This window comes from Marinobacter shengliensis, assembly GCF_003007715.1.
GTDB classification, from domain to species: Bacteria; Pseudomonadota; Gammaproteobacteria; order Pseudomonadales; family Oleiphilaceae; genus Marinobacter; species Marinobacter shengliensis.
This window is the reverse complement of sequence record NZ_PXNO01000021.1, coordinates 281692-301773: the sequence shown is the minus strand read 5'-3', so window position 1 is coordinate 301773 and position 20082 is coordinate 281692. Positions and strand designations below refer to the sequence as shown.

Below are 20082 nucleotides of genomic sequence, written 5' to 3'. Positions count from 1 at the left end.
CCTATTGCTGCTGGCGCAGCAAGGCATTCACAGTAAAGGTATACGGCGCATCCACACCCAGTTGCGCACACCGGCGCAGCACGGCCCCGGCGATGCTGTCCAGCTCCAGCGGACGGCCTTTTTCGTTGTCCACCAGCATGGAGGTTTTGATGGCGTTGAAGTTGCTGATCAGCTCGAACATGTCATCCAGGTCTTGCCGTGTCAGGTTCACCCCGTCTGCTTCCGATGCCTTAACCGTTTCCGCCATCATGCCGTAGACCACTTTGCCGAACTCCGGGTGATGAGTCAGGCTGCGGGTATCCAGATGAGTGAGCGCTGACAACGGATTAACTCCATTGTTGATGACCAGCTTGCGCCAGAGTTCGTACCGGATGTTTTCCGATACGGTGGTGGGAATGCCCGCCTCGTTAAAAGCCAACGCCAAAGTCTTGAGCAGTTCCACTCGTAGGTCGTCAGTTTTTGGTATGGGCCAGGCGCCCATCACGATCTGGGCCACGCCTTCGGCGAACACCTTGCCCGGCTCGGTTATGTGGCCGCCAATGCGCACCGCAAGGCCGCCGAGCACACGTTCTTCGCCCACCACCTCGGCAATCAGGGGTTCATTATCAATACCATTCTGGAGAGACAGCACCGGAACGGAGCCTGCACACAGCCAGTCAGAAAGCTCCGTCATCAAGGCACCGGTCGCCGTCGATTTGAGGGCAATGGCAACCAGATCAAAATCATTCGGGTGGTAATCCCGAATGAGCTCCTGATGATCGCAGGCCGGGAGGCGATGCTGGAGAACCTGCCCTTGATAATCTACGGTCAGGCCTTTTGCTCTCAATGCCTCAAGGTGATCGCCACGGGCCGTCAGCACAACCTGGTGACCGGCGTCAGCCAACCTTGCGGCGTAGTAACCTCCGATGCCACCAGCACCGATCATCAGAATCTTCAAAGCAACCACGGCAACCTCGATCAGTCAGGGCGTTGGTCAGAGAGCGTTCAGGGACAGCAGCCCAGAGTATATCAGGCCCGCAGCGCCGTCAGCTCGCGAGGACCTCCGCTGCAGAAAGGGCGCATTCAATGTCCTCATCTTCACTGCCACCAGATACCCCAATGCCGCCTACCAGAACGCCTTCCCAGTACAGCGGCACGCCGCCGCCAATCACGGTGAATTCACCGGCCTTGGTGAGGCCTTCAAGCACTCTCGCGGGAGCCGACGCGAGCATATTTTCCAGATCAACCGTGTTAACGCCCATACCTGCGGCCGTGGTGGCTTTTTTCCGAGCCAGTTCGGAGGACACCAGGAACGACCCGGCCATTTTAATGAACGCCAACTGGCGCCCGGACGTATCCACAATTGATACCGTCGCCTTGATGCCCAGCCCACTCGCCTTGTTGACGGCAGCCTGGAGCAGGCTTAACGACGCTTGCTCAGTCATAGAAAACGAGGGTTGTACGAGTGTGAATTGCTGATTGTCATTCATGGTTGCTATCTCATCCAGCCAAATCCGGACAGCATCTGTGCCGCATTGTTCATTCCACTGCTGAACATCCGTTGGGGAAACTGCGAGCCCCCCAGGGTAAACGCGGCATTGAGCAGGCACACCGTCGGGTCATCCAGGCGATTATTCTGGGCGGAGCCCGCAGCATCTCCCTTGAATGACATCACGGCCCCCCACTGCTGATCCTGTGCCCAGGCGTTGAGTAGCTCCCGTAAATGCCGGTCATGCAGGGAAATACCGTCCGCTTCTCTATGGCAGGCCTTGTCATCAAGGCAGATTAAAAGGACATCCTGTTCCCGAAGCACCTCCAGACAACGTCCGACTCGCCGGTATTCAAGCTCACTCATACCGGTATTAAGGATCAGCTCCGTTAACTCCCCGGGCTCCTCTGCCAGAAGCACCCGGAACAACTGGTGCCGGCTCGAGACATCCCGTGAATGCACTTCCGGCTCAAAACCCTGGTCTGAGAGCAGGACCTTTATCCTGCCAGCGGTGCCTCCGTGGCCTTTAAGCTGCAGGATTTCCGGGGCTTTTTGATCGGCACGGGAGCTGATCACCACCACGCTTTTGTACTGCTTGCCCCAGATCATCCGGGCAGGCCCGGAACAGGTCTGTTCCCGGGACCGGATGCTGTCAGCGTCACAGGAGACAAATAACACCGGAAGTTTTGTCATGTGTCTTCTCCTAATAAGACGGCGGAATTGCCGGGGCTTATCGCCCCAGCTTTTTTGCTGACTGCCCGCCGATGCCGAAATGTTGCTTGGGCATTTCGTTGAGAATGACACGAACACTTTCAACCGGCGCTCCGAGAGAGCGGACAATGGCGTCTGTCACCTCGTGGATCAGCATCTCCTTCTGCTCGTCCGTACGGCCTTCCAGAATGTTGATTTGAGCAACGGGCATAAAACCTCCTTATGCGAACCGGGCCGTGACTGTTCCCAGGCCCTGGTACCGAACGCTGATGTTGTCACCGGCTTCCACCGTAATCGCCGCGGTGATGCCTCCTGTCATGATGAAGGTACCGGCCGGGATGTGCTCACCGCGCTCAGCCAGCAGGTTGGCCAGCATGGCCACGCTGGAGGCGGGATGACCCAGGACCGCAGCGCCGGCGCCGACGTCGACAATCTCACCGTTCTTTTCAACCACAACACCCAGGGTTTTCAGGTCCAGGTCGGCAATATTCGACATGGTTCCGCCGGTGATAAACCGGCTGGAGGAAGCGTTGTCAGCGACCACGCTCACCAGGTCAAACTTGAAGTTCTCGTAGCGGGAATCGATCACTTCCACCGCCGGAATCACAAAGTCGGTGGCAGCCAGGACGTCACCGATGTGACAACCCGGGCCGTGCAGAGGCGCCTTGGTCACAAAGGCGATCTCGGCTTCGATTTTCGGGTGGATCAGCTCCTTGGTGTTGACCACACCGCCGTCCGGCACGCTGAAGTAATCCGCCAGGAATCCGTAGATGGGGGTTTCCACGCCCATCTGGGCCATCTTGGCCCAGGAGGTCAGGCCCATCTTCATGCCGACCACCTTGTTACCACGGGCCTCCTTGCGACGGCGGATTTCCCACTGCACGTCGTAGGCGTCTTCAAAGGTCATATCCGGGTAATCGTTGGTGACCTTGGTGATGTCGTGGGCGTTCAATTCGGCGTTTTCTACGTGCTCGGCCAGGGCCAGCATCTGGTCATTGCTCAGGGTCTTGCTCATGCTTTTTGCTCCTCTTGCGCCTTCAGCAGGTCCAGCGCCACGTCCACGATCATGTCTTCCTGGCCACCCACCATTCGGCGCTTGCCCAGTTCAACGAGAATATCCACGGTCTTCAGGCCATACTTCTGTGCAGCCACTTCGGAATGGCGCAGGAAGCTGGAGTACACGCCGGCATAGCCCAGCGCCAGGGTTTCACGGTCCACACGCACCGGGCGGTCCTGCAACGGGCGCACGATGTCATCAGCCGCGTCCATCAGGGCGTACACGTCGGTGCCGTGATTCCAGCCCAGCTTGTCGAAGGCGGCAATGCACACTTCCAGCGGCGCGTTACCGGCGCCGGCACCCATGCCGGAGAGGCTGGCGTCGATGCGGTCACATCCTTCTTCCACGGCGACCATGGAGTTGGCCACACCCAGGGCCAGGTTGTGGTGGGCGTGGATACCGGTCTGGGTTTCCGGCTTGAGTACGTCTTTCAGGGCGCGGAAGCGGTCACGAATATCGTTCATGTTCATGGCACCGCCGGAGTCGACCACATAGAGGCAGGTGGCGCCGTAGTCTTCCATCAGTTTTGCCTGTTCGGCCAGGCCCTGCGGGGTCTGCATATGGCTCATCATCAGGAAGCCGACGGTGTCCATGCCCAGCTTTCTGGCGTGCTCGATATGCTGTTTGGAGACATCCGCTTCGGTGCAGTGAGTTGCCACGCGTACGATGCGGGCGCCCGCCTTGTAGGCGTTGTCCAGGTCGTGAACGGTACCGATGCCGGGCAGCAGCAGGGTCGCGATCTGGGCATGCTCGATCACTTCTGCCACGGCTTCGATCCACTCCAGGTCGGTGTGGGCGCCGAAGCCGTAGTTGAAGCTGGAACCTTGCAGGCCATCGCCGTGGGCGACTTCGATGGAATCCACCTTGGCCTTGTCCAGGGCGCGGGCGATGTCTTGCACGTTCTTGATCGAGTACTGGTGGCGGATGGCGTGGCTGCCGTCGCGCAGGGTCACGTCGGAGATGTAGAGTTTTTTACCAGGGTTAAAGGTCATGATTCAGTCTCCTCACTTGACCAGCGATTCGGCGATGCGCTCGGCGGTACCGAGGGCGGCGGAGGTCATGATGTCCAGGTTGCCGGCGTAGGCCGGGAGGTAATGAGCAGCGCCTACCACTTCCAGGAAGATGGAGGTTTTCAGGCCACTGAAGCGGCCCAGGCCGGGCACGTTCATGGGCTGGTCTTCGGGAATTACGTCGAACTGCACTTTCTGCTTGAGGCGGTAGCCGGGTACGTAGGACGACACGGCTTTCACCATTTCTTCTACCGAGGCTTCCACCTCGGCCTGGTCAGCGGCCTCAGACAGCACATACACGGTGTCGCGCATCAGCAGCGGCGGTTCAGCCGGGTTCAGGATGATGATGGCTTTGCCCTTCTGGGCGCCACCGACCACTTCAATGGCCTTGGAGGTGGTTTCGGTGAACTCGTCGATGTTGGCGCGGGTGCCGGGGCCGGCAGACTTACTGGAAATCGAGGCCACGATTTCGGCGTAGTGCACCTTGGCGACGCGAGATACCGCCGCCACCATCGGGATGGTGGCCTGGCCACCGCAGGTGACCATGTTGACGTTGCCCTCACTCAGATTCTGCTCCAGGTTCACCACCGGGACGCAGTAGGGGCCGATGGCTGCCGGCGTCAGGTCGATGACCTTCAGGCTTTCCTTATGGCCACGCAGGAACACTTCGTTGTGCATGTGGGCGCCAGCTGAGGTGGCATCGAATACGATGTCGATGTCGGCGAATTCCGGCATCTTCACCAGGCCGTCCACGCCTTCGTGGGTGGTGGCTACGCCCATGCGGTTGGCGCGGGCCAGGCCGTCGGATTCCGGGTCGATACCGACCATGGCACCCATTTCGATGTGCTGGCCGTTACGCAGGATCTTGATCATCAGGTCGGTGCCGATGTTGCCCGAGCCGATGATGGCGGCTTTCAGTTTCTTGCTCATAATCTTGTCCTCATTCGGGCCGGATCAGACAAAGCGCACAGACGCGCTGCCAATCCCGCCAATGTCCACACGCATGGTGTCACCGGCTTTCACCGGCTCCAGCGGTACCAGGGAGCCCGACAGGATGACTTCACCTGCCTTCAGGGAAATACCGAACTCGCCCAGGGTGTTGGCCAGCCAGGCCACGCAGTTCACCGGGGAACTCAACGCCGCTGCGCCGGCGCCGGTGCTGATGATGGAACCGTTCTTCTCCACCACCATGCCGCAGGTCACCAGATCGATATCCCGGGGAGAGACTGCTTTGTCGCCCAACACAAACAGGCCACAGGAGGCGTTGTCGGCGATGGTGTCCTGAATGGCGATCTTCCAGTCCTGGATGCGGGAATCGACAATCTCGAAACAGGGCATCACACACTCGGTGGCCGCCAGCACGTCTGCGTTGGTCACGCCCGGACCGGTCAGGTCCTTCTTCAGGATGAAGGCGATTTCGCCTTCGGCACGTGGGGCAATCAGGCGGTCGCTGATGGGCACCACTTCACCGCTGTTGAACACCATGTCGTCGGTCAGGTAACCGAAATCCGGCTGGTGTACGTTCAGCATGTTCATCACCGCTTTGCTGGTGACACCGATCTTCTTGCCGATGATCCGGGCACCGGCCTGTTGCCGGCGCTCGAGCATGCGCAGTGAGATGTGGTAGGCGTCGTCAATGCTGATGTCTTCGCCACGGCTGGTCAGGGGCGAAACAGCTTCCCGCTTGACCATGGCTTCATAGAGTTCGTCGCCGAACTGCTGGATCTTCTGCTTATCCATTACTTGTCTCCGGCAGCGGCCTGATCCGCTTCGTTCAGGAAATCGTTGACCAACCGGGCGAACCGGTCGGCGTGTTCAATCTGGGTCCAGTGGCCGCAACGGCCGAACACGTGCAGCTGGGCACGGTCAATCAGTTCAGCCAGCTTGTAGGAGGCGTCCAGTGGAATGACTTCGTCTTCGCGGCCGTGGATGATCAGGGTTTCGTGTTGCAGGGCACGGATATCGTCCTCGTTGCTGGCCAGTCCATCCACCCAGCGCTGGCGAGGTGCCGGGAACATGGCCGCAAAAGATTCCTGGAAGCCGGGGCGAACGCTGGCCTGATACCGCATTTCCGCCAGCTCGTCGGTCAGCAGCCCCTTATTGAAGGCAAACACATCCATCAACCGACGCATGGCGTCCAGTGACGGCTGGTAACCCCAGACTTCGTCCAAACCCTTGGTGATCGAAAAGCTGACACCTACAGACCCCATCAACACCAGCCGGCGAACCCGTTGCGGGTGTTCGATAGCGAGGGCCAGAGCGAGACCACCACCAAAGGAGTTACCCACCAGGTCCACCTGTTCCAGGCCCAGTTCATCCAGCACACCGTTGGCGTGTTTAACCCAGCGTTCACGGTTGTAGACCTGGTCTTCGGGGCGTTCGCTGTAGCCGAAGCCCAGCATGTCCGGGGCGATCACCCGGCGATGCTTGGCCAGCTCGGGAATCACCAGGCGCCAGTTGGCCCAGGCGGTCACGCCGGGGCCGGAGCCGTGGATCATCATCAGCGGAAATCCGCCTTTGCCGTGATCATGCAGGTTGGTCCGGTAGCCGGCGGCGGTAATCTCGCGCCCGATTTCCGGGCTGTCTACAGGTGCGTTCATGGCTACCTCACAGTTTGATGCATACGTTCTTCATTTCGGTGTAGAACTCCAGGGAGTGCACACCGCCCTCGCGGCCAATACCAGACTGCTTGCTGCCACCAAACGGTGTGCGCAAGTCCCGCAGGAACCAGCTGTTCACCCAGATGATGCCCGCCTCAATCTGACCCGCCACACGGTGGGCACGGCTCACGTTCTCGGTCCAGATGGCAGAGGCCAGGCCGTAAGGAAGGCTGTTGGCCAACTCAATCGCTTCTTCTTCGCTGTCGAACGGGCGAATGTGGCAGCAGGGGCCGAAGATTTCGTCGGTAATTACCGCTGAATCGTCCGGAAGGCCGGTCCAGATGGTGGGCTGCACCCAAGCGCCACCGGCATACTCTTCCGGCATATCGGGAACACCGCCGCCAGTCACCACCGTAGCGCCGTCGTCCACCGCTTTCTGGTAGTAGGACAGCACTTTCTCGCGGTGCTTCAGGCTCACCAGCGGGCCGAAGTTGGCTTTGTCATCATCGGGCGGGCCAATGCGCAGTTGTTCCGCTTCGGCTTTCAGGCGAGCCACGAACTCGTCGAAGATGGAACGTTCCACGTACACCCGCTCAGTACCCAGGCATACCTGGCCACAGTTGACGAACGCAGAACGCATGGTGCCTTCGATGGCCTTGTCCATATCGCAGTCGGCAAACACCAGGCCGGCGTTCTTGCCACCCAGTTCCAGGGAGATATCCCGGATACCTTTGGCGGCCGCTTTCATGATCACTTCGCCGGTGCCGGTTTCACCGGTGAAGGTGAAGCCGTCTACGTCCGGGTGGGCCGTGAGGAAAGCGCCGGCGGAATCGCCACCGAAGCCGTGCACCACGTTGTACACGCCATCCGGCACGCCGGCTTCCTTCATCACTTCGCCCAGCAGAGCGGTGGTGGTCGGGGTTTCTTCCGACGGCTTGACCACCACGGTGTTACCACAGGCCAATGCAGGGCCCACTTTCCAGGTCATCAGCAGCAACGGCAGGTTCCAGGGACTGATCACACCAATCACACCCTTGGGACGGCGCACGGCGTAGTTCAGCGCACCGCTGCCATCAGGTGTGGCCATTTCAAAGGATTCCGCCGGCACGTTCTTGACCATGTCGGCGAAGACTTTGAAGTTGGCGGCACCCCGGGGGATGTCGATGTGGCTGGCCATGGACTTGGGCTTACCGGTGTCCAGGCACTCCGCCTCCAGAAACTCGTCAAAGCGGTCGTTAATGCCGTCGGCCACCTTGTGCAGAATCCGGGTGCGCTCGTCCAGGGTCATCTTGCCCCAAGGGCCTTTCAAAGCGGCTCTGGCCGCTTTGACGGCCGCATCCACTTCATCGCGGCCAGCCTCGTGAACCTTGGCAATCACCTTGCCGTTCACCGGGTTGACGTTGTCAAACAGCTTTCCGTTGGCAGAGCCGACGTATTGGCCGTTGATGTAGTGTTTGATCTCTTTCATTGCTGCCTAGTCCTGTAAAGTTGAATCCTGTTTGGGCGTTCTCAGATCAGGTCAACACCGTCAAGAAACGCTCGTTCAGTACCCGGTCGTGGTAGAAAATGGCCTTACCAAGTTGTTCGGCCTGCCAGGTCACTGGTTTGTGGTCCGGGTAGAAGTAATCGCCGCCACAGAACACTTCGTTGCGGTTGCCGGACGGGTCAAAGAAGTAAATGGTCTTGCCGTGGGTCAGACCGTGACGGGTCGGGCCGATATCGATGGAGGTGTCGGTCATGGAGATCAGGTCCGCCGCCCGCAGCACGTCTTCCCAGGTTTCCAGGAAGAAAGACGCGTGGTGGAACTTGCCCTTCTCTTCATGGTGAATGAAGGCAATGTCGTGCTCTTTCATGGACACGGTCAGGAACTGCGCTATCCGGGTGCCCTCAGGGTCCAGGACTTGTTCGGCCAGATCGAAGCCCAGAACATTCACGAAGATGTCGTAAACGGCGGCAAGCTCCGGTCCGTAGAACAGGCAATGGTCGAAGCGCACGGCCTTCATCCCTTGCAGGCCGCGAGGCCAGGCTTCCGGGTTGACGCTGGAAACACCCCACTTGCCGGTGTACTTCTTGTCGGCATAGAGTTCAAAAGCGTGGCCGGAAGGCACGGTGAAACGAACGCGGCGGCCGCAATCCTTCAGTTCTTCCGCCGGCACCTGCTCCACCTCAACACCGTAGGCCACCAGGTCTTTTTCCAGGGTGACCAGGGTGTCTTCGTCCACCACCTTGAAGCCCATGAAGTCGCAGCCCGGCTCATCTGCCTCACGCAGTACCAGGGAGAACTTGTCTACCTCGGTCCAGGCTTTCAGGTACACCCGGCCCTGGTCATCACGATCGGTTTCGATCATGCCCAGCAGCTCGGTGTAGTGTTTGACGGCTTCGCCCATATCGAGAACCCGGATCTGAACGTGGCCGGGACGCATTACACCTTTTTTCATGACAATCACCTCAACGGTTTTGTTGTTGTTTGCTTCGCAAGCGCCGCCTCAGGCAGAGGCACACACTCGATGATCAAATCGGTCCTCGGGTAGATCCGGCAAGCCAGGACCTCCCCTTTTTCAACGGCTTCAGGAGGGGCATGCGCCTTGCTCATCTTGCCGCACTCGAAATCCCCCTCCAGAACCCGGATCTTGCAAAAGCCGCAGCCACCGCCCCGGCAGCCCACGGGCACACACTTCATACCCAGCTGTTCCATAGCCTTGAGCACGCTCTGGCCTTCCTGGCAGGTGAAGTGGTCACCCGTTGTGCGGTTGAACACCTGGAACCCGGCCATACCGCCTCCCGGTCAGATCTTCTTGAACAGGGCTGAACGCTGGGTGTCTTCCGCACCGTCGGCCGCTGTCAGGAATTTCTCCATGAAGATGTCCCGCTCGAACAACCGGCCTTGCATCAGGGCGGTGATCGCTGCATCAATCATCGGAGGTGGGCCACACAGGTAAGCCTTGTTACCGGAAAACCGGCCATCAAAGTGCTCCTTGGCGGCGTCGTGCACGTAACCCCGGAAGCCCTGCCAGTCGGCATCGTCTTCGGCCTGGCTCAGGGCCGGCACGTAGGTAAAGTTGTCGTGGTCGCGATCCAGTGCCTCGAACAATTCACGGTTGTACAGTTCGGCCAGGTTGCGGGCGCCCTGGAACAGCACAATCTTGCGTTCGTCGTTCTGCTCCAACAGGTCGAGAATCATTGATTGCGGGCTGGAAAGCCCTGAACCACCCGCAATGAAGATCAGGTCGCCAGGCTGGGAACTGCGCACAAAGAACTGCCCATAGGGGCCGGACAGGTTGAGATCATCGCCCGCTTTCAGCTGTTCGTGGATGTAGGTGGTTGCAGCGCCACCCTCCACCAGGCGGATGTGCAGTTCCACTTCATCGGGTTTGCCCGGCGGGTTTGCCAGGGAAAATGCACGGGCACCCTCAACTCCGGGCACTTCAATGTTGATGTACTGGCCGGCCTGGAAGGTCATCGGCCGGTCCAGTTTCAGGTGCAGACCCTTGATGGTGGGCGACAGCTCAACAATGTCCGTTACTGTTGCCACGTAATCCTCCACCGGGTAACCCTCGAAATCCGGGTCGACATCAATGTCGGCTTCGATGGTGACATCACTTTCCACCGTGGCGCAGCAGGCCAGTACCTTGCCTTCATCCCGCTCTACATCCATCAGGGCAAAGGGGGAAGCGTCGCCAATTTCAACATCGCCTTCCAGAACCTGAACCTTGCAGGTAGCGCAGGTGCCGTGACCGCAGGCAAAGGGCAACCACACGCCCTGGCGCAGGGCCGCCTGTAGAATGGTCTGGCCATCTTCCACTTCAATCTGCTCGCCAATCGGCTCGATAGTAACGGTATGACTCATCGCTCTGCCCTCAGTATCCGGCGTTCGCCATGCCTTTCAGGCCCGGCGTGGTGACCGTCAGCATGCTCTTGTGATCAATGCCCTGGTCTTTCAGGCTGGCGTCAGCCTTGGGCGTGAACGGCTCATCGTTCAGCACCCACTCGGCATTGAGGAAATCGGCCTTGACGGAATCCGGATGCGCGGCCGTGGCAGGCTTGAGGATGTCGTCCACCAGGGCACGGAAGGTCATGTCCGGCTGCACCAGCAACGCAAACGGTGCGCAGAACAGCAGATGGTCGGGCCAGTAGACATACAGCAGCTGCATGCCGTGGAAGTTTTCAACCTTGTCTTTCGGTTCAAACTTGTAATCGTAAAGTGCGTTTACACTCATGATGGTCACCTTGTTGTTTTTGTGGGTGTGTCACCCGGCGCCAATGGCCGCCGGGTAACTCCCGAGTCAATATCAGGCGGCGTCCTGGTTGTCGTCCGCAGGCTTCTGGCCCTTGATGGTCATCCAGTGCTTGTGGTCCGGAGACCCGAGGTACTCGAAATTGTCCTCGCCGATGTTAATGTGGTAGTACTTCTGCACCACGGTCTCCACATCCGCACCTTCACAGTTGCCCTGATAGATCTGATGTACTGGCAACCAGGCCTGGACGTACTTCTCCGGCTCATGCTCGAAGATCTCGCAGCAGGCCTCAGAGCAGAAGTGGTAACGCTCGCCCTCATGCACCACCTGGCGATGGCTCAGCTTGGTGGGAGCGCCCATTTCGGTGAACAGCGTCGGTACCTGGCACACCTGGCACAGCTGCGGCAGGGTGTTGTTGTAGAAGCGATGGCCAGCGGCGGCTTCTTTCGCCAGGTACTCGTAACGCGGGCGGTAATACTTGTCGAAAGACTCCGGGTACTTCTCGGACATCCAGTCCATCTCTTGCTTCTCCGGAATCCAGGTGTGGAAGTTGGTGGCCTGGCTATACTGATAGAAAGTGGTCCACAGCTGATGGCTCAGGTGATGCTTGGCATCGTTAGCCACGTCCTGGTACTTGGGCGGGCGAATGCCGTAGCGCTCAAGATCCTTGAACAGGGCACCACCGTTCTGCTCGTAATACACTTCCCAGGCCTCGGCCCAGCTCATCACCTTGTTCGGCAGCATGTAGTCCATCATCATGCTGACCAGGCTGAGCAGGCGGAAACCACGCCAGAACCACTTGTCGATCCAGCGCTGAACGATGGGCACGTTGTCTTCGTGCTGCTCGAGGATGAATTTGATCACCTCCAGGCCCAGGGTCATGTGGCGGGCTTCGTCTGACTGGGCGGAGAAACCGAAAGTGACGGTGGCCATGTCGCCGTTGTAGGCGGCACCGGACATGAACGGAACGAACAACAGGTTGGTCAGCACGTACTCGAACGAGAACGAAATCGCCGTCAGGAACTCGAACGGGCCGGCGGTGCGGGCATCGTCAAAGAACGACTTGGGAACGGACAGGAACCACACCCGGTCGTGCATGTGCGGGGCATCGTGCAGGCCGTTGAAGTGCTTGTTGTAGTGGCTCATGGCGTGCTGCTGGGTCTGGGAATGACGCAGCTCGTCAATCGCCTGCATCTGGCAGGCCACCCGGGCACCGGCACCACTGAACTGGCGGCCAACCTTCGCATACCCCTGGAAGGCAGCGTGCTCGAGTGGGGAAACACCGCTGAGGAACAGTTTCAGGGCGTTCACGTAACGGGCATCGGAAATGTTCTGGTGGCCGTTGTTCTGGGCAAAGGCGTCGAAGATGGCGTACAGCTTCTTCTCTTTCTCGGCCTGGTACTTCCAGTAAGCGTCCATGGTCAGGCGGAACGGGTCTTCCCACTGGGACCAATCCACAATCTTGATGCCTTCAAACCGCTCGTCCGGATAGATGTCTTCCATCTTCTGGTAAGTCGGCTCCCAGGCCATATCCCGGGTCAGGTACTGGTATTTGTCTTTAAGGTTCAGCTTTTTGTTTTTAACAGCCATGGTCATTCTCCCGATTATTTCCACTCAAGGATGAAGTGGTCATCGTCTTCGTCGACGTTGCCGCCAATACTGATGACATCGATAAGCATTTCCTGAACGTCCCAGTCACGCCCCAGTTTCTCTTCCATGGTTTCCCGGTTGATCACCAGGCGCTTCTCAGCCTGGATCCGGATCATGGCGGGCTGGTGCTGAATCTCAGCCTCAGGGTTATCTTCCATCACGGCTTCCGCCAGATAACGGGCGTTATCGTTGTCCTGAAATACAATGAATACGAGCTGGCTCATGCGGATACTCCCCGGCTCTGCAGTCCGACTTTCTTCAGGCGGGTAGACAGTTCCGCCCGGGCTTCGTCCAGTGCTTCAACGCCAACCGAGGCCTCTGCCAGGGGTTTAAGCGCGCTGTAAACCTGAGGCTCCCAGTGGTCGACCCACTGCTGGAGTTGTGCAACGTTGGCGTCGCTTTCACCGGCCACGGCTTTCATCATGGCGTTGGTCCAGCGCAGGGTGTCCTTGTACCAGTCGCGCATGAATTCGGTGAGCATCGAAACATCTTCGGCGCCCTGGCTTTCCAGCCACTCGTCCATCTTGTGGTACACCAGCGGGAACATCAGGCCGTCCATCAGGATGTTCTGGAGCAGGGTCAGTTCGAACCAGTCCTGCACCACCAGTGAGTCTTCCACCAGTTTGCGCATGGGCTGCCACAGCTCGTCGTCCATCCAGTAACCCTTGGATTCGTCCAGGGCGGTGCCGGTGCTGCCATCAATCATCAACGCGATGCGGGACAGGTACTGGCCAATGCCCAGTCGGTCCATGGCCTGATAGATGTGCATCTGGGACACGGTGGTGGCGGTGGCTTCGCCGGCAATCTTGCTGTTGTTCATGTTGGCGCCCAGTTCCACATGGCGCAGGGGCACCATCAGGCGCAGCAACAGCTTCTGGGTTTCTTCCGGCAGGCGGGTCAGCAGGTTGCGCTTGTCACAGAAGCCGTAGCTGGTTTCAGCCTGCTCCTGCATCTTGGCGCGGTTGCCCACATAGGCGCCGTAGTAGAACTGGCGGGGGTCAGACACCGCATACCAATCTTCCATCCGGATGGCGGTGCGGCGCTCGTCGTTGAGCTCGTAGTTCGCATCCCACTGCGGGCGATAATGGAAGTTGGTTTTCGCTTCCAGGTCGTAGCTGGCTTCCTGGTAACGGGTAGCCGGCTTCTCGCCAAAACGACGGGCGATGTGGCTGTATGTCTGGCGAATAGGTTCCACCGAGGTGGTTTTGATTTCGATACTCATATCAACCTTTCCGTTTTGTTTTTGTGGATCAGATCGTGGGTGTTGCTGTTGTTCAGTAACGCTGACCGCGCTCGCCGAAGCGCCACTTGATCATGTCTTCGTCGATCTCACGGATCATGTCCGAATCCATATGGACCACGTTGTTGTGCTTGCAGAAGATCTCGAAGGCTTCCCGTGGCAGCACAAGCTCAACGAACAGCTCCGGATAACCAATCGCAAAATCGAATTCCACGAATTTGTCACCTGGCTCGCTGCGGACCCGGATATAGCGGGTCATTTCGTTAAAGGTCTTGGCTTCTGGCTGGTTCGTCATAGTGAGCCCCGTTTATGTTTGTGGTCGGCTTGCAGTGTACTGAGCAACGGCTGTGCCACTTCGGGGAAACGATCATGATAGGAGACCTAGAAGACTGTTTTGGATGGATTTTTTCAGGCGAATACAAGCGCCTTGAGCGGGCAAGGCGAGCCAGCCCCCAGCTTGAGAAGGGCTCTTTTTTTCACCAAATGATCAAAATCACGGGTGATCTGACCAAATGCTCAGACCAAGACCCAATTCAACGATTACCTCCATTTTTTTACTATTTGGTTGATTTTTGACTTTGATCAGGTGTTAGATGATCAATTAATGAGCTCCGAATGAGCTGTTCCCCGCCTACAACTATAAAAGGGGTCTCCGACCATGGCTGTCAGTTACAAGCCACAACTGAACTACACCGATTTCAAGGATCTGACGGAGCAGATTCATTTCCAAAGCTCGGAAGGCAAGATCTGGTTTGGCGAGCAGCGGATGCTGCTGATGAACCTCACCTCACTGGGTGCGTTTCGCCGTGAGATCGTCAACAGCATGGGCGCAGAGAGAGCCAAGGGGTTCTTTCTGCGGCTGGGTTATCTGTCTGGTCTGAAAGATGCCGAGCTGGCCCGCAAACTTCGCCCGCATTGCAGTGAGCTGGACATTTTCCTGGCAGGCCCCCAGCTACATTCGCTCAAAGGCATGGTCAAGGTGATCCCGCTGGAAATCGATCTGGACCAGGAAACCGGCGATTTCTATGGCCGCTTTGAATGGATTGACTCCTGGGAAGTGGAAATCTGCAAAACCGAACTGGGTCAAATGAGCGAGCCGGCCTGCTGGGTGTTGCTGGGGTACGCCTGCGCCTATACATCGTCATTCATGGGGCGGGAAATCATCTTCCGGGAGGTGAGTTGCCGGGGTTGTGGCGACGAGAAATGCATTATTGAAGGCAAACCGGCAGAGGAATGGCCGGATGCAAAAGAATTTTCCCGCCACTTCAAAGCAGACCCGATCATTGAAGAGCTTTACGACCTGCAGGAGCAACTGAACTCCCTGCGCAGTACCCTGCAGCGACAGCAGGGCCAGTACTACGGCATCGGCCAGTCGGCCTCCTATAACAGAGTGTGCAAGATGATCGACAAGGCAGCCCAGGGCAAGGTGTCTGTGCTGCTGCTCGGTGAAACCGGCGTTGGTAAGGAAGTCATCGCCAAGAGTGTTCACCTGCGCAGCGAGCGGGCTGACGGCCCGTTCATTGCCGTCAACTGCGCCGCCATTCCGCCAGACCTGATTGAAGCCGAATTGTTCGGGGTGGAAAAAGGCGCCTATACCGGTGCCAACCAGGCCCGTGAGGGCCGCTTCGAACGCGCCCACGGCGGCACGATTTTTCTGGACGAAGTGATTGAGCTGACCCCTCGGGCCCAGGCAACCCTGTTAAGGGTTCTGCAGGAGGGCGAGCTGGAGCGGGTAGGCGACAACCGTACCCGCAAGGTCAATGTCCGGGTGATCGCCGCGACCAACGAAAGCCTAGAGCAAGCAGTCGAGCAAGGCCGGTTCCGGGCTGACCTGTTTTATCGCCTCAATGTATTCCCGGTACAGATTCCCGCCCTGAGGGATCGCATCGAAGACCTCCCGCTGCTGGCCGGGCACTTTCTTGAGAAGTTCCATGCCCAGTATGAGAAGCGCACGCTTGGCCTGTCCGACAAGGCGTTGTCGCTGTGCATGAGCTACCACTGGCCGGGCAATATCCGGGAACTGGAAAACGTGATTGAGCGGGGCGTAATACTGACCGACAACAACGAAACCATCAGTCAGGATGCCCTCTTTGTGACTCCGCCCGCGACGGACAAACAGCCCGGTGAGCGTATTGATGAAGAAGGCAATATGCGTTCCGGCAGACCGGAAGGCGGCACGGGCAGCTGGTCCGATACCATTCTGGGTTCCGGAATTAGCCTTGATGAAGTGGAAGAAACCCTGATGCGCCAGGCAATGGAACAAGCCAATCAGAACGTTTCCAAAGCCGCCAGACTCCTGGGCCTAACCCGCCCGGCCCTGGCCTATCGCCTGAAGAAATCCGGCATTCTTGCCGAAAGCTGATCAGCAACCTGATTCATCCAGCAACAGGGATGTTGCACCACCTTTCCGTCGCCTTACGAAATGGACAACCCGCCAGATCACTTGATCATTTGATTAAAATCAAACCCTGACACCCCCCCTCTGCTTTTGCCTCCAACCCTTCTAGAAACAAAATATTTACATATTATTCAATGCGTTAATTAATCACCATTCCAAATGGCACAGCCGTTGCTGATGGCATTGTCAGTCGCTTTTCACAACAACAAAGACGGTGACAAAACAATGCAAAACGCTTTCCTGCGCTCGAAGCGCAAAACGGCGGTGGCTGTCGCGATGGTCGGCGCATCGTCGCTCATCCTGACCGGGTGCGAAGCACCGCTGAATCTCGAATCCGTCAGGGCGGTTTCAGAGCAATCCTCAAAACGCACAGATTTCTACCAGGCCATGGCCAGCAACCACCAGGTGATTGTGGTGTCTGGCAATGATGGGGTTCTCCTGGCCAGTGATGACCAAGGCGATACCTGGAAGCGGCTACCGGTCGGCGCCGCCAGCAGTTTCCTGGCCATGGATGTGTGCCCAGATAACTCCTTTGTCGCGCTGGCCTTCGACAACCACATCTGGCACGGCACAGCCGATGCATCCGAGTGGACAGCCCACGCCATGCCCAGCCAGGAGCAGATGATGACCGCGGCCTGCGGGCCCGATGGTAGCTGGCTCGCCGCAGGCAGCTTTACCACCGTTCAGTTCAGCACCGATCAAGGCGAAAGCTGGGACGAAACCTCCCTCTACGAAGACGCCATCATCAACAATCTCCAGTTTGTCAGTGACGAGCAGGTGATCGCCACCGGCGAATACGGGCTGGTTCTGCGCAGCGACGACAGTGGCATGAACTGGGAAATCGCCGGCCGTGCTCCGGACGAGTTCTACATTCACGCCAGTTACTTCGCATCTGAGTCTGAAGGCTGGGTAGGTGGCCTGAACGGCTTCATCTATCACACCACGGACGGCGGTGAGAGCTGGGATCAGGTGCCGGCCGAAACCTCCGCACCGGTGTTTGGCTTCATTCCGGGTGCAGGTGCCGTCTACGCCCTGGCCGATAACGCCACGGTACTGAAACTGGGCGATGCCGGCTGGAGAAAGATCTCGGAATCCAGCCAACCACTCTACCTGAGAGCCGGGCTGGCTCTGCCAGACCATCGCCTGTTGGTGGCCGGTGGCCGGGGCCTGCTCTTCGACCTTGAACTCCCCACGGCCCTTGCCGCCAGTAAAGACTGAGGATTCCCACCATGTCCCAACTGCATCGTTTCACGCATTTGCTGCACCTGTTGGAAGTGTGGATCTTCAACAATCCACGCAAGGTGTTGTCGTTAATTGCCATTCTCACCCTGGTGTTTGCCCTGCGCATTCCGGGGCTCAAGATTTTCACCGATTTCGCGGACCTGTTGCCGCAACAGCACCCCTACATTGAGCTGCACAACAGCATCAAAGACAGCTTTGGCGGTGCCAACGTGTTGGTTGTCGGTGTTGAGTTCGAAGAGGGGGATATTTTCACCAACGAGAACCTGGCGCGGATTGATCGCATTACCCAGGCGGTGGACAGCCTGCCGGGGGTCAACCACAACCTGGTGTCCAGCGTTACCCACCGCAATTCCCGGAAGGTGTGGCTGACGGAAGTCGGCAGCATCAACTCCGAGCCTTACTACGATTCCACCCGGGGCCTGTACTCACCGGAGGCTCTTGAAGCCATGCGTGCGGATGTGGCTGCCAACCCGCGGGTTTACGGCCCCCTGGTGTCACCGGACCTGAAGATGGCCCTGGTGAAAGCTCAGCTGATTGAAGGCCAGCTGGACTACGAAACAACCTTCGCTCAACTCCAGCAGCTTCGGGCCAATGAAGCCGCCGAAGGCATCAATATCTACGCCACCGGCCAACCAGTCTTGGTGGGCTGGGCCTATACCTACATGGATCAGATCCTGCAGATCTTTATTTTCACCGTGCTGACCATGCTGGCCCTTCTGATCTTCCATTTCCGTAAAGCGTACGGTGTGCTCATCCCCCTTGGAGGCGTTCTGGTCTCAACGATTTGGGGGCTTGGGATTATCAGCCTGCTGGGCTACAACCTTGACCCCCTTGGGCTGGTAATCCCCTTTTTGATCGCCGCACGGGCCATGAGCCACGGGGTGCAGCTGGTCGAGCGCTACTACGCCGAAACCCTGGTACTGGGCAGTGGCCCCAAGGCGGCAAAAGCCACCTTCGACAGCCTGTTCCGCCCCGGCTCACTGGGCGTGGTGTCAGATGCCATCGGCCTGTCCCTGATTGCCATTGGCTCGATTCCCCTGAACACCCACCTGGGCATTTACGCGTCCCTGTGGGCTATCACCGTGGTGTTCACGGTGTTGATTGGTGTGCCGCTGCTGCTCTCCATTCTGCCCACCCCGAAAAATCCGGAAATCCGGGAAACCGCATTGCGTCACATTGGTTCCACCTGCTCCCGTACGGTCACCAAACCGGGGGCGGCACGGTTGATACTGGCGTTCGCCGCGGTCGCCATGCTCGGTGGCTTGCTGGCGTCTTCCAATGTGCAGATTGGTGACTCCGAACCGGGCTCTCCCATTCTGTATCCGGACCACGATTACAACCTCTCTTCCAGAATCGTTAACGACCGCTTTCCGGGTTCCGAGGAACTGTACATCGTTGCCGAAACCAGCGAGAACGGCGGTCTGAAGCGGCCGGAAGTGCTGGCGGCACTGTCCGATCTGCAAGCTCACATGCTGCTCGACCCGGAAGTAGGCGGCACCAAGGGCCTGCCAGACCTGATCAAGCAGGTTAACCGCCTGATGCACAACGACGACCCCCGCTGGTACCAGATTCCCCACGATGCCGGCTACGTGGGCGGATTGATGTTCACTTACATGGCTTCCAGCCCGGTTCCCGGAGCCCTGGACGAATTCAACGATACCGACGACCGCATCGCCAACCTGGTGTTCTATTACAAGGACCGCCAGGGCGAGACCATCCGCCGCGCCATTCATATGGCCAAGGAGTGGATTGACGCGCACGGCGACAGCGTGGAAGGCCTGACCATCCGCCTCGCCGGTGGCACCCTGGGTGTGGCTGCCGCCATGAACGAGTCCGCGTTCGAAACCAACGTGATCGTACTGCCACTGGTGTTCCTGCTGATTTTCATCTTCGTGATGCTGTTCTACACCTCCTGGCACGCCGGGCTGATGATGCTGTTGTCGATGCTGTTCGCCACCACGCTGACCTACGCCTACATGGGCATCAAGGGGCTGAGCATTGATATCAACACGGTACCGGTGATTGCCGTTGGCATTGGTGTGGGTATCGATTACTCCATCTACATGATGGATCGCATCCGGGAAGAAATGGCCAAGTGCCAGGATCTTCGCGAGGCGGTGCGTCGCGCAATATCCACCACCGGTATGGCCATCAGCTTTACCGCCCTCACCCTGATGGCCGGCATCGTGATGTGGGTGATCTTCTCTGACCTGCGCTTCCAGTCCGATGCCGCGTTGCTGCTGTGCGTGATGATCGTGATCAACGGCCTGGCCGCCATGCTGCTGGTGCCTTCCTGGGTGCTGAGTTTCCGCCCCCGCTTCATCACCGATGTGTACGCCGATGAAGACGGCATCCTGCATTCCGACCACAGAACCCCGAAATCAACTCCCTCTGCTGCTCCAGCCATGAAGCAGGAAGACGGATTTGTGCCAGGAGAACCGTACCGGGCCTGAGCCAGGTACCAACTCCCA

General features: G+C 58.4%; 21 protein-coding genes. 3 read left to right on the top strand and 18 right to left on the bottom strand.

Annotation, left to right across the window (positions count from 1 at the left end; all coding sequences use genetic code 11):
• Position 1: 1 nt before the first annotated feature.
• From C7H10_RS07490 to C7H10_RS07405, 18 genes are all read right to left on the bottom strand, one after another.
• Positions 2 to 946: a ketopantoate reductase family protein gene (locus C7H10_RS07490; protein ID WP_244178217.1), complete on the bottom strand. Its 945-nt coding sequence runs from the start codon at positions 944 to 946 to the stop codon at positions 2 to 4.
• Between the two features lie 79 nt (positions 947 to 1025).
• Positions 1026 to 1469 carry a GlcG/HbpS family heme-binding protein gene (locus tag C7H10_RS07485; RefSeq protein ID WP_106694367.1) on the bottom strand — a complete coding sequence of 148 codons (444 nt, stop codon included), beginning with the start codon at positions 1467 to 1469 and terminating at the stop codon, positions 1026 to 1028.
• A gap of 5 nt (positions 1470 to 1474) precedes the next feature.
• Positions 1475 to 2161, bottom strand: coding sequence for a hypothetical protein (locus C7H10_RS07480; RefSeq protein WP_106694366.1), 687 nt, complete (start codon positions 2159 to 2161; stop codon positions 1475 to 1477).
• 37 nt (positions 2162 to 2198) lie between these two features.
• Complete coding sequence (locus tag C7H10_RS07475; RefSeq protein ID WP_027951160.1) at positions 2199 to 2390, bottom strand: 2-hydroxymuconate tautomerase; 192 nt, start codon at positions 2388 to 2390, stop codon at positions 2199 to 2201.
• Between the two features lie 9 nt (positions 2391 to 2399).
• A complete protein-coding gene (dmpH, locus tag C7H10_RS07470) occupies positions 2400 to 3194 on the bottom strand; it encodes a 2-oxo-3-hexenedioate decarboxylase (protein ID WP_106694365.1) in 795 nt (264 codons plus the stop codon).
• A complete protein-coding gene (gene dmpG / locus C7H10_RS07465; RefSeq protein WP_106694364.1) occupies positions 3191 to 4228 on the bottom strand; it encodes a 4-hydroxy-2-oxovalerate aldolase in 1038 nt (345 codons plus the stop codon). Before dmpG ends, dmpH begins: the two co-directional genes overlap by 4 nt.
• A 12-nt stretch (positions 4229 to 4240) precedes the next feature.
• Complete coding sequence (locus C7H10_RS07460; protein ID WP_106694363.1) at positions 4241 to 5176, bottom strand: acetaldehyde dehydrogenase (acetylating); 936 nt, start codon at positions 5174 to 5176, stop codon at positions 4241 to 4243.
• 24 nt (positions 5177 to 5200) lie between these two features.
• On the bottom strand, positions 5201 to 5986 hold the full coding sequence (dmpE, locus tag C7H10_RS07455) for a 2-oxopent-4-enoate hydratase (RefSeq protein WP_106694362.1): 786 nt from the start codon (positions 5984 to 5986) through the stop codon (positions 5201 to 5203).
• The gene (locus C7H10_RS07450; protein WP_106694361.1) at positions 5986 to 6846 is read right to left on the bottom strand and encodes an alpha/beta fold hydrolase; all 861 of its coding nucleotides are present in this window, start codon (positions 6844 to 6846) and stop codon (positions 5986 to 5988) included. Before C7H10_RS07450 ends, dmpE begins: the two co-directional genes overlap by 1 nt.
• A 7-nt stretch (positions 6847 to 6853) precedes the next feature.
• Complete coding sequence (locus C7H10_RS07445; RefSeq protein ID WP_106694360.1) at positions 6854 to 8314, bottom strand: 2-hydroxymuconic semialdehyde dehydrogenase; 1461 nt, start codon at positions 8312 to 8314, stop codon at positions 6854 to 6856.
• 46 nt (positions 8315 to 8360) lie between these two features.
• Positions 8361 to 9284, bottom strand: a complete 924-nt coding sequence (locus C7H10_RS07440; protein WP_106694359.1) for a catechol 2,3-dioxygenase — start codon at positions 9282 to 9284, stop codon at positions 8361 to 8363.
• Positions 9285 to 9289: 5 nt separating this feature from the next.
• Positions 9290 to 9619, bottom strand: a complete 330-nt coding sequence (locus tag C7H10_RS07435) for a 2Fe-2S iron-sulfur cluster binding domain-containing protein (RefSeq protein WP_106694358.1) — start codon at positions 9617 to 9619, stop codon at positions 9290 to 9292.
• A 12-nt stretch (positions 9620 to 9631) separates the two neighbouring features.
• A complete protein-coding gene (locus C7H10_RS07430) occupies positions 9632 to 10693 on the bottom strand; it encodes an NADH:ubiquinone reductase (Na(+)-transporting) subunit F (RefSeq protein ID WP_106694357.1) in 1062 nt (353 codons plus the stop codon).
• Positions 10694 to 10703: 10 nt separating this feature from the next.
• Positions 10704 to 11063: a phenol hydroxylase subunit P4 gene (locus tag C7H10_RS07425; protein ID WP_106694356.1), complete on the bottom strand. Its 360-nt coding sequence runs from the start codon at positions 11061 to 11063 to the stop codon at positions 10704 to 10706.
• A 72-nt stretch (positions 11064 to 11135) separates the two neighbouring features.
• On the bottom strand, positions 11136 to 12671 hold the full coding sequence (locus C7H10_RS07420; RefSeq protein ID WP_106694355.1) for an aromatic/alkene/methane monooxygenase hydroxylase/oxygenase subunit alpha: 1536 nt from the start codon (positions 12669 to 12671) through the stop codon (positions 11136 to 11138).
• 14 nt (positions 12672 to 12685) lie between these two features.
• Complete coding sequence (locus C7H10_RS07415; protein WP_106694354.1) at positions 12686 to 12955, bottom strand: MmoB/DmpM family protein; 270 nt, start codon at positions 12953 to 12955, stop codon at positions 12686 to 12688.
• A complete protein-coding gene (locus tag C7H10_RS07410) occupies positions 12952 to 13953 on the bottom strand; it encodes an aromatic/alkene monooxygenase hydroxylase subunit beta (RefSeq protein WP_106694353.1) in 1002 nt (333 codons plus the stop codon). The genes C7H10_RS07415 and C7H10_RS07410 overlap by 4 nt, the downstream gene beginning before the upstream one ends.
• A 52-nt stretch (positions 13954 to 14005) precedes the next feature.
• Positions 14006 to 14266, bottom strand: a complete 261-nt coding sequence (locus C7H10_RS07405; protein ID WP_027951174.1) for a phenol hydroxylase subunit — start codon at positions 14264 to 14266, stop codon at positions 14006 to 14008.
• A 363-nt stretch (positions 14267 to 14629) separates the two neighbouring features.
• On the opposite strand from C7H10_RS07405, the gene C7H10_RS07395 reads away from it, so the two are divergent.
• The 3 genes from C7H10_RS07395 to C7H10_RS07385 all read left to right on the top strand — a co-directional run bounded on the left by C7H10_RS07395 (position 14630) and on the right by C7H10_RS07385 (position 20064).
• Positions 14630 to 16333: a sigma-54-dependent Fis family transcriptional regulator gene (locus C7H10_RS07395; RefSeq protein WP_106694351.1), complete on the top strand. Its 1704-nt coding sequence runs from the start codon at positions 14630 to 14632 to the stop codon at positions 16331 to 16333.
• 261 nt (positions 16334 to 16594) lie between these two features.
• Positions 16595 to 17587, top strand: coding sequence for a WD40/YVTN/BNR-like repeat-containing protein (locus tag C7H10_RS07390; RefSeq protein WP_106694521.1), 993 nt, complete (start codon positions 16595 to 16597; stop codon positions 17585 to 17587).
• A gap of 11 nt (positions 17588 to 17598) precedes the next feature.
• Positions 17599 to 20064: an efflux RND transporter permease subunit gene (locus C7H10_RS07385; RefSeq protein WP_106694350.1), complete on the top strand. Its 2466-nt coding sequence runs from the start codon at positions 17599 to 17601 to the stop codon at positions 20062 to 20064.
• Positions 20065 to 20082: the final 18 nt, after the last annotated feature.

Bases quoted from the DNA above. Each gene is read 5' to 3' on its own strand.
- C7H10_RS07395 (WP_106694351.1), top strand. From the start codon at position 14,630: ATGGCTGTCAGTTACAAGCCACAACTGAACTACACCGATTTCAAGGAT.
- C7H10_RS07385 (WP_106694350.1), top strand. From the start codon at position 17,599: ATGTCCCAACTGCATCGTTTCACGCATTTGCTGCACCTGTTGGAAGTG.
- dmpH (WP_106694365.1), bottom strand. From the start codon at position 3,194: ATGAGCAAGACCCTGAGCAATGACCAGATGCTGGCCCTGGCCGAGCAC.
- C7H10_RS07415 (WP_106694354.1), bottom strand. From the start codon at position 12,955: ATGAGCCAGCTCGTATTCATTGTATTTCAGGACAACGATAACGCCCGT.
- C7H10_RS07445 (WP_106694360.1), bottom strand. From the start codon at position 8,314: ATGAAAGAGATCAAACACTACATCAACGGCCAATACGTCGGCTCTGCC.
- C7H10_RS07425 (WP_106694356.1), bottom strand. From the start codon at position 11,063: ATGAGTGTAAACGCACTTTACGATTACAAGTTTGAACCGAAAGACAAG.
- C7H10_RS07485 (WP_106694367.1), bottom strand. From the start codon at position 1,469: ATGAATGACAATCAGCAATTCACACTCGTACAACCCTCGTTTTCTATG.
- C7H10_RS07420 (WP_106694355.1), bottom strand. From the start codon at position 12,671: ATGGCTGTTAAAAACAAAAAGCTGAACCTTAAAGACAAATACCAGTAC.
- C7H10_RS07480 (WP_106694366.1), bottom strand. From the start codon at position 2,161: ATGACAAAACTTCCGGTGTTATTTGTCTCCTGTGACGCTGACAGCATC.
- C7H10_RS07410 (WP_106694353.1), bottom strand. From the start codon at position 13,953: ATGAGTATCGAAATCAAAACCACCTCGGTGGAACCTATTCGCCAGACA.
- C7H10_RS07430 (WP_106694357.1), bottom strand. From the start codon at position 10,693: ATGAGTCATACCGTTACTATCGAGCCGATTGGCGAGCAGATTGAAGTG.
- dmpG (WP_106694364.1), bottom strand. From the start codon at position 4,228: ATGACCTTTAACCCTGGTAAAAAACTCTACATCTCCGACGTGACCCTG.
- C7H10_RS07405 (WP_027951174.1), bottom strand. From the start codon at position 14,266: ATGACGAACCAGCCAGAAGCCAAGACCTTTAACGAAATGACCCGCTAT.
- C7H10_RS07440 (WP_106694359.1), bottom strand. From the start codon at position 9,284: ATGAAAAAAGGTGTAATGCGTCCCGGCCACGTTCAGATCCGGGTTCTC.
- C7H10_RS07450 (WP_106694361.1), bottom strand. From the start codon at position 6,846: ATGAACGCACCTGTAGACAGCCCGGAAATCGGGCGCGAGATTACCGCC.
- C7H10_RS07460 (WP_106694363.1), bottom strand. From the start codon at position 5,176: ATGAGCAAGAAACTGAAAGCCGCCATCATCGGCTCGGGCAACATCGGC.
- C7H10_RS07390 (WP_106694521.1), top strand. From the start codon at position 16,595: ATGCAAAACGCTTTCCTGCGCTCGAAGCGCAAAACGGCGGTGGCTGTC.
- C7H10_RS07435 (WP_106694358.1), bottom strand. From the start codon at position 9,619: ATGGCCGGGTTCCAGGTGTTCAACCGCACAACGGGTGACCACTTCACC.
- dmpE (WP_106694362.1), bottom strand. From the start codon at position 5,986: ATGGATAAGCAGAAGATCCAGCAGTTCGGCGACGAACTCTATGAAGCC.
- C7H10_RS07475 (WP_027951160.1), bottom strand. From the start codon at position 2,390: ATGCCCGTTGCTCAAATCAACATTCTGGAAGGCCGTACGGACGAGCAG.